The organism is Halomonas sp. 113 (genome assembly GCF_904067645.1).
Taxonomy (GTDB): domain Bacteria; phylum Pseudomonadota; class Gammaproteobacteria; order Pseudomonadales; family Halomonadaceae; genus Vreelandella; species Vreelandella titanicae.
The window spans coordinates 577006-591714 of sequence record NZ_LR881453.1 but is presented as its reverse complement, the minus strand read 5'-3'; the positions used below and the strand labels follow the sequence as shown (position 1 = coordinate 591714).

At 57.5% G+C, this 14709-nt stretch carries 15 protein-coding genes; 14 read left to right on the top strand and 1 reads right to left on the bottom strand.

Going from position 1 to position 14709, the window contains the following annotated elements:
- Positions 1-54: 54 nt before the first annotated feature.
- Positions 55-849 carry an inositol monophosphatase family protein gene (locus tag YERSI8AC_RS02975; protein WP_159176042.1) on the bottom strand — a complete coding sequence of 265 codons (795 nt, stop codon included), beginning with the start codon at positions 847-849 and terminating at the stop codon, positions 55-57.
- 179 nt (positions 850-1028) lie between these two features.
- Here YERSI8AC_RS02975 and YERSI8AC_RS02970 point away from each other — a divergent pair, with 179 nt between their 5' ends.
- The 14 genes from YERSI8AC_RS02970 to der all read left to right on the top strand — a co-directional run bounded on the left by YERSI8AC_RS02970 (position 1029) and on the right by der (position 14634).
- Entirely contained in the window at positions 1029-1793 is a 765-nt protein-coding gene (locus YERSI8AC_RS02970; RefSeq protein ID WP_159176041.1) for an RNA methyltransferase, read from the top strand.
- A gap of 169 nt (positions 1794-1962) precedes the next feature.
- A complete protein-coding gene (gene cysE / locus YERSI8AC_RS02965) occupies positions 1963-2826 on the top strand; it encodes a serine O-acetyltransferase (RefSeq protein ID WP_138800467.1) in 864 nt (287 codons plus the stop codon).
- Positions 2827-2904: 78 nt separating this feature from the next.
- The gene (iscR, locus tag YERSI8AC_RS02960; RefSeq protein WP_022520074.1) at positions 2905-3372 is read left to right on the top strand and encodes a Fe-S cluster assembly transcriptional regulator IscR; all 468 of its coding nucleotides are present in this window, start codon (positions 2905-2907) and stop codon (positions 3370-3372) included.
- A 52-nt stretch (positions 3373-3424) separates the two neighbouring features.
- Positions 3425-4615: an aminotransferase class V-fold PLP-dependent enzyme gene (locus tag YERSI8AC_RS02955; protein WP_159176040.1), complete on the top strand. Its 1191-nt coding sequence runs from the start codon at positions 3425-3427 to the stop codon at positions 4613-4615.
- Between the two features lie 26 nt (positions 4616-4641).
- On the top strand, positions 4642-4968 hold the full coding sequence (locus YERSI8AC_RS02950) for a HesB/IscA family protein (RefSeq protein WP_022520076.1): 327 nt from the start codon (positions 4642-4644) through the stop codon (positions 4966-4968).
- Between the two features lie 230 nt (positions 4969-5198).
- Positions 5199-5624, top strand: a complete 426-nt coding sequence (gene ndk / locus YERSI8AC_RS02945) for a nucleoside-diphosphate kinase (RefSeq protein WP_022520077.1) — start codon at positions 5199-5201, stop codon at positions 5622-5624.
- 89 nt (positions 5625-5713) lie between these two features.
- The gene (gene rlmN / locus YERSI8AC_RS02940; protein WP_159176039.1) at positions 5714-6898 is read left to right on the top strand and encodes a 23S rRNA (adenine(2503)-C(2))-methyltransferase RlmN; all 1185 of its coding nucleotides are present in this window, start codon (positions 5714-5716) and stop codon (positions 6896-6898) included.
- Positions 6899-7040: 142 nt separating this feature from the next.
- Positions 7041-7775 (top strand): type IV pilus biogenesis/stability protein PilW, encoded by a 735-nt coding sequence (gene pilW, locus YERSI8AC_RS02935; protein ID WP_022520078.1) that lies wholly within the window; start codon positions 7041-7043, stop codon positions 7773-7775.
- A gap of 47 nt (positions 7776-7822) precedes the next feature.
- Positions 7823-8860 (top strand): RodZ domain-containing protein, encoded by a 1038-nt coding sequence (locus YERSI8AC_RS02930; RefSeq protein ID WP_009288406.1) that lies wholly within the window; start codon positions 7823-7825, stop codon positions 8858-8860.
- Positions 8861-8868: 8 nt separating this feature from the next.
- Positions 8869-9984: a flavodoxin-dependent (E)-4-hydroxy-3-methylbut-2-enyl-diphosphate synthase gene (gene ispG, locus YERSI8AC_RS02925; protein WP_039860545.1), complete on the top strand. Its 1116-nt coding sequence runs from the start codon at positions 8869-8871 to the stop codon at positions 9982-9984.
- Between the two features lie 58 nt (positions 9985-10042).
- Complete coding sequence (hisS, locus tag YERSI8AC_RS02920; RefSeq protein ID WP_022520080.1) at positions 10043-11344, top strand: histidine--tRNA ligase; 1302 nt, start codon at positions 10043-10045, stop codon at positions 11342-11344.
- 67 nt (positions 11345-11411) lie between these two features.
- Positions 11412-12068 carry a YfgM family protein gene (locus YERSI8AC_RS02915; RefSeq protein ID WP_027957429.1) on the top strand — a complete coding sequence of 219 codons (657 nt, stop codon included), beginning with the start codon at positions 11412-11414 and terminating at the stop codon, positions 12066-12068.
- Complete coding sequence (gene bamB / locus YERSI8AC_RS02910) at positions 12065-13234, top strand: outer membrane protein assembly factor BamB (RefSeq protein WP_022520082.1); 1170 nt, start codon at positions 12065-12067, stop codon at positions 13232-13234. The genes YERSI8AC_RS02915 and bamB overlap by 4 nt, the downstream gene beginning before the upstream one ends.
- A complete protein-coding gene (gene der, locus YERSI8AC_RS02905; protein ID WP_022520083.1) occupies positions 13231-14634 on the top strand; it encodes a ribosome biogenesis GTPase Der in 1404 nt (467 codons plus the stop codon). Before bamB ends, der begins: the two co-directional genes overlap by 4 nt.
- Positions 14635-14709 lie beyond the last annotated feature (75 nt).

The window sequence follows — 14709 nt, the reverse complement described above, 5'->3', positions numbered from 1 at the left end:
CTTTAAAAACGGTCGTCTTTAAAGCTTTTATCTTTAAAAGCTTAGCATTGCTACTTAAAAGTGCGGCGTGAGCTGCTTGATCAGCGCTTTATAGAGACGCGGCCCGGCTGCCATTAGCTGCCCTTCCACTTTCACCGTGGGCTGGCCGTCCGGCGTACCCATCAAGGCGCCCGCCTCTTTCAGGAACAGCGTGCCTACCAGCATATCCTGCTCTTCCAGGCCGAGCACAAAAGCGCTATCCACTCGCCCAGTGGCCAACTCGCACAAATCCAGCAGCCCACAGCCGGTGGCCAGCAGGTTTTCTACCTGTGGGGCAAGCTGCTGTGAAACGGTTAAATAAGCAGGTAAATTGCGCGGGCGAAGCCAAACTTCCGGCAGGCTCATGGCCATACGCGTGCCGCTAATGGCGGTAGGCTTGCTAACGCGCATGCGCTTGTCGTTGTGCTGGGCGCCGCGGCCGCGGCTGGCGATATATTCATCGTCGGCGAACGGACAGATAATCACCGCGTGTTCGGGACGACCTTTGATAAGACACACCACTGAGAGTGCAAAGCCCTTGCCGGCAACGGCTAAATTAGAGTAGCCGTGCATCGGTTCAATTTTCCAGACGATATCCGCGCCTTCGCCTTCACCCGCGCGGTGCGGGGTAAAGCGGCCGGTAACACCGTGCTGGGGATAACCGCGCTCCAACTGCTGAACAATCGTCGCTTCGGCCTTGCGCGCCGTCTCGTCGAGTAGGCGGTCAAGGTTAAATTCATCGTGCGCGTTTTCAATACGTTCGCGTACGCGTAGGAAGTGCTCAACAGCGCCGCGTGCAGCACGCAGCGTAAATTGGACCATCGGATTCATGATCGGGCCTTGTGACAGTGATGTTAAAGAACGTGATGCTAATCATAGAGCATAAGTAGGCGCAGGTGCCGCCTTTGGCGCGCAATTCTAGCAGACCACTCTCGGGCATACCACCGACTCATGCTAGACTGCGCGCTTTACGCGATAATAATCACCCTCTTTATTCACCGAGCCTTATCATGCTTGAGCGCATTCGCATTGTTCTTATCGGCACCAGCCATCCCGGCAATATCGGCGGCGTGGCACGCGCCATGCACAATATGGGCCTGGCAGATTTAGCCCTCGTTGCCCCCCGCTGTGAAGTGATTACCCAGGACAGCATTTCCCGTGCCTCCGGCGCTGACCACCTCCTTCATCAAGCCAGTGTGCATGCCTCACTGGAAGAGGCGGTAGCTGATTGCACTCTGGCCGTGGGCGCCAGTGCGCGCTCACGCACTCTGCCCTGGCCGATGCTCTCACCGCGGGAGTTAGCTGACCGGCTGCCCGCCGAGTGCCAGGCTGCTGAGCCTCGCGTGGCGCTGGTATTCGGGCGCGAGGACAGCGGCCTTACCAATGCTGAATTACAGCGCTGCCACGCACATGTGCATATTCCTACCAATGCCGACTTTAGCTCACTCAATTTGGCCGCAGCGGTTCAGGTGCTTGCCTATGAGTGTCGCATGGCGTGGCTAAGCCAATCAGATGGCCAAGCGGATGCACCTCCAACTGTGCCAAATGATGACGATGATCTGGCCACCCACGCCGAGCTAGAGCGCTACTTTGAGCACTTAGAGCGCACGCTGATTGGTATTGACTTCCACGACCCTGATCAGCCACGACAGCTAATGGCGAGACTGCGCCGCTTGTACCTGCGCGCTCGCCCAGAACGCATGGAAATGAATATTTTGCGTGGAATTCTGTCGGCTACCGAAAAGGCTGCGAACACCAAGCCACCCAAGCCGTAATTTATTAGGCTGGAAACGCTAAGCTTGAAGTTGATGCTGCGTGCCCCAACTTCGCTATTCTGCTAACGTGATTTCTCTATTGATATTCCAAGAACCGGCGATATTTCAAAAATCCGTTCTAATAGTTCAATAGCTAGACGCCGCCTTATATAACGCCAAGGAACACCTCATGTTTCAACGTCTACGTGAAGACATCAACAGCGTATTTGACCGCGACCCGGCCGCACGTAACTTTCTTGAGGTGCTGACCAACTATCCTGGCCTGCACGCCCTCCTGCTGCATCGCTGCGGCCACTGGCTGTGGAAAAAAAACCTCAAGTGGCTAGCGCGGACGCTATCGACGTTTTCACGCTGGCTCACCGGCATTGAAATTCACCCTGGCGCCACGATTGGTCGGCGGTTTTTTATTGATCACGGCATGGGTGTGGTGATTGGCGAAACGGCGCTGGTGGGCGATAACGTAACGCTCTATCAAGGTGTCACCCTGGGCGGCACCAGCTGGAACAAAGGCAAGCGCCATCCCACCTTGGGGGATGGCGTGATTGTCGGTGCGGGCGCCAAAATACTGGGGCCCTTTACGGTCGGCGCTGGAGCGAAAATTGGCTCTAATGCCGTGGTCACCAAAGAAGTACCGCCGGGCGCCACGGTGGTAGGTATTCCCGGTAAAATCGTTAAACGCGCCGACCCCGATGTGGAAGAAGCACTGGATGTCGACCCCGCCCGACGCGAAGCCATCTGCCAAAAATTTGGCTTTGACGCCTACGGCGTCAGCCAGGACATGCCCGACCCCGTAGCCCGTTCGATGCAGGCAATGCTCGACCATATGCACGCCGTGGATGAGCGCATTGAGCGCATGTGCTCTACCCTGCGTAAGCTAGATGACAACTACCGTGACGGCCAGTTACCGGCGCTGCGCGATGAAGATTTTGCCGATATTCTGGACGAGAACGATACCGGCTGCACCGGCGTTGGCAAGCACTCGGCCACTCCACCATCAGCCGAGCAAGAAACGCTGCCGCCGCGTAATGGTTGACCAAAGCACTCAGGTTTTCCCATAATGGCAGCACATTTGCCGTTAGTGCGCTGAGCTTTCAGCGTCGAGGGGCTTGCCATGCGCTTGACCACTAAAGGCCGTTACGCCGTTACCGCCATGCTCGATTTAGCCTTGCATGCCCACAACGGCCCGACCAGCCTAAGCGATATCTCCCAGCGTCAAGAGATATCGCTCTCCTATTTAGAGCAGCTTTTTGCTCGCCTGCGCCGTGCAGGCTTGGTCAACAGCGTGCGCGGCCCAGGCGGCGGCTATCTGCTTTCGCAGCCTGCGGACGCGATTAGCGTTTCAAAGGTGATTGACGCAGTAAATGAAAGCGTTGATGCCACCCGTTGCCAGGGGCTCTCTGACTGCCAACAGGGCGACACCTGCTTGACCCACCATTTGTGGTGCGAGCTCTCCGTGCAGATACGCCATTTTCTTGACGATATGACCCTGGCACAACTGATGCTGCGTCCTGATGTCATACGTATTGCGTCGCGACAGAAACAGCGTGCCGAGGCAGGCATTCTCGCCTCTTCACCCTGACCCCACGACACAAACCCGATTACCTTGATCGATCAACCGCTGGAACGTAACGATGACCACACCCACGCTGCCCATTTACCTGGATTACGCCGCCACCGCGCCGGCGGATGCCCGCGTGGTTGAGGTTATGCAACGCTACCTGACGGTTGACCAGCTATTTGCCAACCCGGCTTCGCGCAGCCATATGCTGGGCTGGCAGGCAGAGCAGGTGATTGAGCAGGCGCGCCGCCAGGTGGCCGATGCCATTGGCGCCGACCCGAGAGAGATCGTCTGGACCAGCGGCGCCACCGAAGCTGACAACCTAGCGCTGATTGGTTTTATGCGCGCCAACCGCGAGCGTGGCCTACACTTGGTGACCTCGACGATTGAGCATAAAGCCATCGTTGACACTGCCCATGCGCTGGAGAAAGAGGGCTTTGAGATTACCTGGCTAACGCCGGGCCAGGATGGCCGTATTGAACCCGAACAACTGCGCGCAGCGATGCGCGATGACACCGCGCTGGTTTCATTGATGGCGGTTAACAACGAACTGGGCAGTATCAACGATATCTCGGCTCTAGCGGCCGTTGCCCATGAGTTTGGCGCGGCGTTTCATACGGATGCTGCCCAGGCGGTGGGGCGTATTCCCTTAGACGTAGTGGCTCAGCAGATCGACCTGATGTCGCTGTCCGGCCATAAAACTTACGGCCCTAAAGGCGTCGGGGCGCTTTATGTGAAGCGCCACCCGGACATCCGCGTTGAGGCGCTGATACATGGCGGCGGTCATGAGCGCGGTATGCGCTCTGGCACCCTGCCGACACACCAAATTGCTGGCATGGGTGAAGCCTTTGCACTGATGCAGCAGCAGTACGACGAAGACAACGTCCATATTATGGGCTTGCAGCAGCGCTTTCTGCGTGGCCTGGAGGGGCTTGATGGTGTGTTCTCGAACACGCCGCTGAATGACACTGAAAAGCGAGCAGTACCCAACATTCTCAATCTGGCATTCGAAGGTGTCGACGGCGAGTCACTGCTGATGGCGTTGCGCGATGTAGCGGTCTCCACCGGATCGGCGTGCAACTCGGCCAGCGTCGACCCGTCCTATGTGCTGCTCGGCATCGGCACACCACGCTCGCTGGCGCTCTCATCGCTGCGTTTTAGCTTCGGGCGCTTTACCACCGAAGCCGACATTGATCATGCGCTAACGCTCATACGCCATGCGGTGAGCGGTTTACGTACACCGCCCCGTCAAGCGGCTGACTAGCTGACTATTTTTAAGGAGGACGCCTCATGGCAACACTCAATATTACCCCGGCTGCCGCACAACAGATTCGTCACGTGCTCGACGAGCGCGGCCAAGGCCTCGGCCTGCGCGTCTCGGTCAAGCCAAGCGGTTGCTCTGGCTATAGCTACGTGCTCGATTTTGCCGACACTGTCAGTGACGAAGAAGTCCATTTTGAAGCCCACGGTGCCAGCGTCTATGTCGCTCCCGATGCGGTAGAGATGCTTAACGGTAGCGAAGTGGATTACGTCAGCGAAGGGCTGAACCGCTTTTTCCGCTTCAACAACCCTAACGTCAAAGATGAGTGTGGCTGCGGTGAGAGCTTTACCGTCTAAGCATTGCTTGGTCAGCTTCATCGCCGGTATTCATACCCCGGCTTAAGCGCTATAATCACGCCCCTGGATACACAAGCGCAGGCAGCCGGGTTACGCCCGCATGCTTTTTTGACACATTAGCGTTTAAAAACGCTAACTGCCGAAGCGCTATTAACTGAATCATTTTCTGGGCCGCCCTGGCCTTCTAGGGCGGCACTTTTTGCTTAAGCCTTTTTAAGGAGACCATTTACATGGCTACTGAACGCACTCTTTCTATTATCAAGCCTGATGCCGTTGCCAAGAATGCTATCGGTGACATCATTGCTCGCTTCGAAAAAGCGGGTCTAAAAGTCGTCGCAGCCAAAATGGTTCATCTCTCTGAAGAGAAGGCTGGCGGCTTCTACGCAGAACACAAAGAGCGTCCGTTCTTTAAAGACCTGGTTGGCTTCATGACCTCTGGGCCGGTGGTTGTACAAGTGCTTGAAGGTGAAGGCGCCATCGCTAAAAACCGTGACCTGATGGGTGCGACCAACCCGAAAGAAGCGGCACCCGGCACTATTCGCGCCGATTTTGCGGAAACAATTGACGCCAATGCTGTCCATGGTTCTGATTCTCCGGAAAGCGCTGAGCGCGAAATTAGCTACTTCTTTGGCAACGACGAAATCTGCCCGCGCTAAGCCTTTAAGGTAGCGCCGCCGAATCAACTTTCGTTGCCGGCCATTTTGCGGGGGCTAGTCCCCCGCCCCTTTCTATAACGCTGACCGCCATGACCACCAATGTAGCCCAACACACGCCCGCCCCACATACTGACGCCGCCAGCAAGCCTGCTGCAAAAGCGACGCCTGAGCGTCAAAACCTGCTTGGCATGTCCCGTGAGCAGATGGAAGCCTTCTTTTTGTCGATCGGCGAAAAGAAGTTCCGTGCCGCGCAGCTAATGAAGTGGATTCACCAGGAAGGCAGCGATGACTTTGCTGCCATGACGAACCTTTCCAAAGCACTGCGTGAAAAACTGGCCCGGCTGGCAGAAATTCGTGGCCCAGGGGTGATTTATGAGGGTACTTCCAGCGACGGCACCCGTAAGTGGGTGCTGGAAGTGGAAGACGGCAGCTATGTAGAAACGGTACTGATCCCGGCGGAGAACGGTAAGCGCCGCACGCTATGCGTTTCCTCCCAGGTCGGCTGCTCGCTGGACTGCAGCTTCTGCTCCACCGGCAAGCAGGGGTTTCAGCGCAACTTAACCGCTGCTGAAATTATCGGCCAGGTATGGGTCGCTCAGCGCAGCGTTGGCCCGCGGCGTGATACGGCGAACCGTCCGGTGACCAACGTAGTGATGATGGGCATGGGCGAACCGTTGCTCAACTTCGACAACGTTGTGCCTGCCATGAAGCTGATGCTCGACGACAACGGCTATGGCCTGTCCAAGCGCCGCGTGACGCTGTCGACCTCTGGCGTGGTGCCGATGATCGACAAACTTGGCGATGAAATGGACGTTAGCTTGGCGATTTCGCTGCATGCGTCTACGGACGAGTTGCGCAATGAGCTGGTGCCCATCAACCGTAAGTACAATATTCGCACGTTGCTGGATGCTTGCCACCGCTACCTTTCCAAATGCCCGGACAATCGTCAGGTCACCATTGAGTACACGCTGATCAAGGACGTCAACGATCAGCAGGAACACGCCGAGCAGCTTGCTGCATTGCTTAAAGAGCTGCCGTGTAAAATCAACCTGATCCCGTTTAACCCGTTCCCAAACTCTGGGTACGAAAAACCGTCGCGTAATCAGGTTATGCGCTTCCAGCAGTGGTTGTATGATTTAGGCTACAACGCCACGGTTAGAACAACCCGAGGTGAAGATATTGATGCTGCCTGTGGCCAGCTCGTTGGTCGCGTGAAAGACCGCACCAAACGCAGCGCGCGCTATATCCAGTCAGTACAGCTCGACGCGGACTAGGGGGTGGAGTGTCGAAAACCGGGCTTATCTTGACTTCCGCTTGGCACGGCGCTTTGATGGTCACGGTTTTTATTTAGATTAGCACTGCTGTTTGTATGTATTGCCTTACTCGCAGTTGGACGTTCACCACAAGAGGATTTACATGATCGCTCACCGCAGGCGCCAACACCCATCGCGGGTGCCCATGCTCACCGTGCTTATCGGTAGCTTGTGGCTAGCCGGCTGTGCCTCGTCCAACAACCTTTCACCACAAGCTACCCCCGCGGCGGCAGAAGCCTATACCCAGCTTGGCGTCGCCTATTTAGAGCGCGATAATCTTCCCCGCGCTCTCAACGCACTGGATCGGGCACTTGAAATTGCCCCACACCATGCAGAAGCGCTGCAAGCACTGGCACTGGTTTATCAACGCCAGGGCGAAAGTGCACTTGCCAACGACTATTTTCAACAGGCGGTGAATGCCGAGCCTGACTTCACCCGCGCCCGCAACAACTATGCGGCGTTCTTGTTCAGTCAGGGCCAGTTAAACGCCGCCTGTGAGCAGTTAGAAACCGCCTCACAGGATGCCCAGTACGCCAACCGTGCCCAGCTATTTACTAATTTAGGGCAGTGTTATCTGGCGCTGGAAGAATTTGATAAGGCGCGCGCTCGATTGGAGCGCGCGCAAAGTATTGATCCGCGTAATTCACGCGGCTATTTAATGTTAGCTGAACTCGAATATTCTCAGGGCAATTACTCTCAGGCCTGGGCACCGCTGCAAACCTATTTACAGCTCGCCGAGCCCAACCAAGCAGCGCTAAGAATGGCGGTTGATATCGCTCATTCACGCGGCGAGCATAGCGTCGCCGCCGAATACCAGCGCCTGCTTGGCAACGACTGACTGATTGACGCCCTGATCACCGCTTATTTAATGAAGGATGCTCAGCCATGAGCGATACACAGTCACAAGAAAACGTCATTGATAGTCCTAACACTAGCGCCTCTCCTGGCGAACTTCTTGCTCGCCAGCGCGAGCAGCTTGGTATTCCGCTCGCCGATGCGGCCCGGGCGCTCAACCTGCGCCCCGCCGTGGTGGGAGGGCTTGAGCAGGATGACTACCAAGAGATCCCTGTCGCCGCTTATCGACGCGGCTACCTGCGCTCTTACGCTAAATACCTGGGCATGGATGACCGGCTGGTGCTTGAAGCTTATCAAGCCCGCAGCGGCGGTAGCGACACCGAACGCCAAGTTACCCCGGTCTCCACGGCGAGGCCACCCTCCCGTATTGGCGCCTGGCTGTTCAAGTTGGTGACTTTGCTGGTAATTGTGGGTCTTATCGCGGTGACCGTGATGTGGTGGCAAAGCCGGGGTGGCAATGAGCCGCCGGGCTTTGGCTCAACCTCCCCGGAAGAGACCGCTACCGCCCCGGCAGAGCCGACCAGTGAACCCGCTGAAACAGCAGAGAGTACGGATTCAAGCTTCACCAGTGGCGATGAAAGCGCGACGCTGCCCAGTAATGCCACCAACGTCACGCCTTCACCGACGGCTGCGCAAGAACAAGCGCCCAGCGATCAAGCTGATGTTGACGCAGTGACTGGCCTCGACGAATCCGCACTGGATAGCACCACCGATACGGCCAGCACCGCCGACGATAGCAATGAGCCTAGCAGGCCTGAGCAAAGCAGTGTTGAAGAGAGCGATACTGATAGCGAACAAAACGCTGCCGCCGAGCAAACCGCCAATGCCAACGTCCTCGAACTGACGTTTAACGAGCAGTCGTGGACGGAAATTTTTGATGCCACCAACCAGCGCGTCTTCGTGGGCCTACAAACGCCCGGCACCTCGACAACCGTCGAGGGTGAGCCTCCGTTTCGCTTAACCGTAGGTAATGCCACCGGCGTTGAGCTGCGCTACCAAGGCGAGGAAGTTGATCTTCCCGCCCGCGCAGGCGCCAACAATGTTGCCCGATTCACCTTGGGAGAGTGACCCGTCTTATGCACGCCCCTTCTCCGATAAAACGCCGCCATTCCCGCCAGATTCAGGTTGGAAACGTCGCGGTGGGCGGTGATGCCCCCATTGCCGTTCAAAGCATGACCAATACCAACACGTTGGATGTCGCCGCGACCGTGGCCCAGATCCAGCAGTTGGAAAAAGCCGGTGCGGATATCGTACGCGTTTCAGTACCTGATATGGACGCCGCCGAAACCTTTGGTCAGATCAAAAAACTCGTCAATGTACCGCTCGTTGCCGATATCCATTTTGATTACAAAATTGCCCTACGCGTCGCCGAACTCGGCGTCGACTGCCTGCGCATCAACCCAGGTAACATCGGCCGTGAAGACCGCGTACGCGCGGTGGTTAGCGCGGCCCGCGATCATGGCATTCCGATCCGGATTGGCGTCAACGCAGGGTCGTTGGAAAAAGATCTGCAGAAGAAATATGGCGAACCCACGCCAGCAGCGCTGGTGGAGTCTGCCATGCGCCATATTGACTACCTGGATCGCCTGGACTTCCCCGACTTCAAAGTCAGCGTCAAAGCCTCGGATGTATTTATGGCCGTGGCCGCCTATCGCGACCTTGCCGCACGCATCGAGCAGCCGCTGCACTTAGGGATTACCGAAGCGGGAGGTCTGCGCTCGGGCACGGTCAAGTCATCGATTGGTCTGGGTATGCTACTGATGGACGGAATCGGCGACACGATCCGCGTCTCGCTGGCAGCAGACCCGGTGGAAGAGATCAAGGTCGGCTTTGATATGCTCCGCAGCCTCAAGCTGCGCTCGAAAGGCATCAACTTTATTGCCTGCCCCAGCTGTTCGCGCCAGAACTTCGACGTCATTGACACCATGAACCAGCTCGAAGAGCGGCTGGAAGACGTAATGACACCGCTCAACGTCTCGGTGATCGGCTGCGTGGTCAATGGCCCCGGCGAAGCCAAAGAGACCGATATCGGCCTGACCGGCGGTAGTCCCGCTAACCTGGTGTATATCGACGGCAAGCCCGCCAGCAAGCTGCGCAACGACCACTTGGTAGATGATCTCGAGCAGCTGATTCGCGAAAAAGTGCGCGAAAAACAGCAGCAGCAAGACGATATGATTGCCCGCAGCGTTTAGCTGGGGCTGGCTGCCAGCCTGGGTGAGCCACGCCTGATGGCAGAATAAGGAGTTTTCTTTGAGCAAGTCCGCCGTTAAAAAAATTCAAGCCATTCGTGGTATGAACGACCTACTGCCCAGCGATAGCCCACGCTGGCAATTTTTTGAAGCCAAAGTACGCCAGCTAATGCTGCGTTACGGTTTTAATGAAATCCGCACGCCTATCGTTGAGCAAACCGCGCTGTTTGCACGCTCTATCGGTGAAGTTACCGATATCGTCGAAAAAGAGATGTACACCTTCGATGATCGCAACAGCGAGAGTTTGACCCTGCGTCCCGAAGGCACTGCCAGCTGCGTGCGCGCGGCCATGGAGCACGGCCTGCTGTATAACCAAACTCAGCGGTTGTGGTACCAGGGGCCGATGTTTCGCTATGAGCGCCCGCAAAAAGGCCGTTACCGCCAATTCCACCAGATCGGCGTCGAGACCTTCGGTTTTGATGGCCCGGATATCGACGCCGAGGTGATCTTGCTTTCAGCGCGCCTGTGGCAGGAACTCGGCTTGATGGAGCACGTTACCCTGGAGCTAAACTCGCTAGGTTCATCAGAGGCGCGGGCAGCCTACCGAGATACGCTGGTGGCCTACTTTGAGCAGCACCTAGACGCTCTCGATGAAGACTCCAAACGCCGCTTGACCAGCAACCCGCTGCGTATTCTCGACTCCAAAAATCCGGCCATGGCGGAGATGCTCGACGGCGCGCCGCAGTTGATGGATCACCTGGATGCCGAATCCCAGGAACACTTTGAGCAGCTCACGAAGATGCTTGAAGCAGCAGGCATTGACTATGTGATCAACCCACGCTTAGTGCGCGGGCTCGACTACTACTGCCGCACCGTGTTCGAGTGGACCACGACTGCGCTGGGCAGCCAGGGCACCGTGTGTGCAGGCGGACGCTACGACGGCCTAGTCGAACAGCTGGGCGGCAAGCCTACCCCAGCGGTAGGCTTTGCCATGGGCATTGAGCGGCTGATTCTGCTACTCGACACCCTGGAACTGATTCCTGAGAACGCCCTTGGCGGCTGCGATGTCTATTTGCTGCCCATGGATGATACCGCCACCACGGCAGCGATCACCCTGGCCGAGCAACTGCGTGGCGAGCTGCCTGAACTGCGTCTACAACTTCATTGCGGCGGCGGCAGCTTTAAAAGCCGAATCAAAAAAGCCGACAAGAGCGCTGCTACGATAGCCATACTGATCGGTGAAGATGAAATCGCGACGCAGTCGGCAACGGTCAAGTTTCTGCGCGATGACCGCGAACAGCAAAGCGTTCCTCAAGCCGCATTAGGCCGCACGCTGGGCGAGCTTTTAACGGCTAACGCATAAGCCCTGCAGGCTGCCTGCTTGCATGCGACGGTCTAAACATACGACTTTAGAAGAAAGGAGCCCGCCCGTGGTGGAGCTGAGAAGCGAAGAAGAACAGCTAGACGCCGTCAAGCGCTGGTGGAAAGAGAACGGCATGTCGTTGATTGCAGGCGCTGTCCTGGCGGCGGCCGGGGTGTTCGGCTGGAATGCCTGGCAGAACTATCAGCAAGGCCAGGCTGAAGCGGCCTCCATGCGCTATCAGCAGTTAGTCAATATGACCGCTGGCAACGAGCTTGACGAGGAGCAACTAGCAAGCGCGCGGGAAATGGTTAGCGAACTGACCGACGAGCATGGCGATACGCTCTACGCCGAACTCGCCCTGCTGCTCGACGCCCGCTTGGCTGTTCAGCAAGGCGACTTGGAAGCAGCACGCACCGCACTGGAAAGCGCAGCCGATTCCTCGCGCCGCTATGTGCAAAGCTTGGCGTGGCTACGTTTAGCCCGTATCGAGCTTGCCGACGGTAACCCTAAACAGGCGCATGCGCTGTTAGACGAGCCGATTAGTGATGCGCTAGCGGCCCAAAAAGCTAACGTGCGCGGCGATGCGTTCGCCGCCCAAGGCGACACCGAGGCGGCCCGCGATGCCTGGGAAACCGCTCTAGAAGTGTCTCAAACCAAAGACCAGCCGCTTTACGGCGTGCAGTTCAAGCTTGACGATCTCGGCGCTGAGGAGGCGACACAATGACTTTTGGTATCCCAACGAAACAGCTAGTACGCGCAAGCTTAGGCGCGCTGTCGCTGGCACTGCTGGTCGGTTGCGCGAGTAAAGGCGAGCCTGCCTATACCCCCAAAGAGCTGCGTAGTTTCGACGAGACCTCCTCGCTGGAAACTCAGTGGCGGCGCAACGTGGGCGATGGCCTGGGCCATGCCCGTTACCCCATCGCGCCTTCCCGTGAAGGCGACACCGTGTTTGCGGCCGATGTCGAAGGCGTGGTGATGGCGATGGATGCCAACAGCGGCGACGTCGAGTGGGAAATCGACCTTGATACCCCTATTTCCAGCGCGCTAACGGCAATTGCCGGTCAGGTTTATCTGGCCACCGGTAACGGCGAAGTGATCACGCTGGATCAACGTGACGGCAGCGAAGAATGGCGCTCGCGGGTATCCAGCGAAGTGCTTGCCGCGCCCCAGGCCAACCAGCAACTGCTGGTCGTGCAAAGTGTCGATGGCCGTGTGACTGCCTTGGATCGCGCCACTGGTGAAGAGCGCTGGGTATACACCAGTTCGCAGCCGTCACTCACCCTGCGCGGTACCGGTACACCGATGGTCATTGATCCAGTCAGCTTTGTTGGCCTGGCCAATGGCCGCCTGGCCACGCTGGATAACCGCAGCGGCCAGCCGCTATGGGAAATGCAGATTGCCACCCCCCAAGGGCGTAGTGAAGTGGAACGCCTGGTCGATCTTTCCGGCCAGCCGATCATCAGCCCCGATGGCCGCCTGTTCGTGACCAGCTATAACGGCCGCGTGGTGGCGCTGGAAGCAACTCAAGGCGACGTACTTTGGGAAGCGGATCTCTCCAGTCGCCATACCCCGATTCTGGTCGGCGACTTCCTGTTTGTGGTCACCGATGACAGCCAAGTCGTCGCCCTCGACGCTAACAACGGCCGCGAAATTTGGCGCAACGACGATTTAGAAGATCGTTGGTTGACCGCCCCCGCCTTCGCCGATGGCCGTTTAGTGTTCGGCGATTTTGAAGGTTATGTTCACCTGATCGACGCTCGCGAAGGCGATATCGTGGGTCGCACTCGCGTGCACAGCTCGGGCATCAGCGTACGCCCGGTCACTGAAGGCAGCACCATTCATGTTCAGGCCAACAATGGTCGCCTGGAAACCCTGGAAGTCACTCCATGACACCCGTCATTGCTTTAGTCGGTCGCCCCAATGTGGGTAAATCGACGCTGTTTAACCGCCTAACGCGCTCGCGTGATGCCCTGGTGGCCGACTTTCCCGGCCTCACCCGCGACCGTAAGTACGGCAATGGCATGCTGGGCGATAAGGTCTATACGGTTATCGACACTGGCGGTATCAGCGGTGACGAAGAAGGTATCGACGCCGCCATGGCGGAGCAGTCACTCGCCGCCATTGATGAAGCCGATATCGTGCTGTTTATGGTCGACGCTCGCGCCGGCCTTATCGCCGCTGACCAAGCGATTGCCAACCACCTGCGGGTTAACCAGAAAAAAACCTGGCTGGTGGTGAATAAAACCGATGGGTTAGAAGAGCATTCGGCAATGGGCGACTTTTGGTCGCTCGGCCTAGGCGACCCCTGGCCAATTGCTGCCGCCCACGGGCGCAACGTTTCCACCCTGATAGATGTGGTGCTCGAACCGTTTCCGGAGCGCGATGCCAGCATTCCTGCCGACACCGGCAGTAAAGGCGTTCGCATCGGCGTGATTGGCCGCCCGAACGTGGGCAAATCGACTCTGGTCAATCGCCTGCTGGGCGAAGATCGGGTCGTCGTGTTTGATGAGGCGGGCACTACCCGCGATGCTATCGAGATTCCTTTTGAGCGCCGCGGCAAGCCCTATGTGCTGATTGATACCGCGGGTATTCGGCGGCGCAAGAACGTGCGCGAAATCGCCGAGAAATTCTCCATCATCAAGACGCTGGATGCGATCAAAGAGTCCCATGTGGTGATCATGGTACTGGATGGCTCCAGCGGTCTGGTGGAGCAGGATTTGCACCTGCTCGACTACGTGTTGACCACCGGTCGTGCCCTGGTGCTTGCAGTCAACAAGTGGGACGGCCTGGAGACCGAAGCCAAGGACAAAATGCGCACTGAAGTGAAGCGCCGCCTGGGCTTTGCGGATTATGCCGAGCTGCACTTCATCTCTGCTCTACACGGCACGGCAGTGGGGGATCTCTACCCCTCGATTGATCGCGCCTTTGACGCCGCTAACGCCCACTGGTCGACCAACCGCCTCACTACCCTGCTACAGGACGCGGTAAGCCAAAACCCACCGCCGATGGTACACGGTCGACGCATTAAACTGCGGATGGCTCACCAGGGTGGCAGCAACCCGCCGATTATCGTCGTCCACGGCAACCAAACCGAGGCGTTGCCAGAAGCCTATCGTCGCTATTTGACCAACACCTTCCGCAAGGTGCTCAAGGTACGCGGCACGCCAATTCGCTTTGAGTTCCGCTCGGGCAGTAACCCGTTCGATGACATGGCGGGCGCCAGCGACAAAGAGAAAGCTAAAAAGCGCGAGCTTAATCGCACCAAAGAGGCGCGTAAAAGCCGTCGTTAAACGCCTTATTAGCTGCCTTTTGAATTCGCCCGCTTGTATCATCAAGCGGGCGTTTTGGTTCTAGCCTTAAATAGG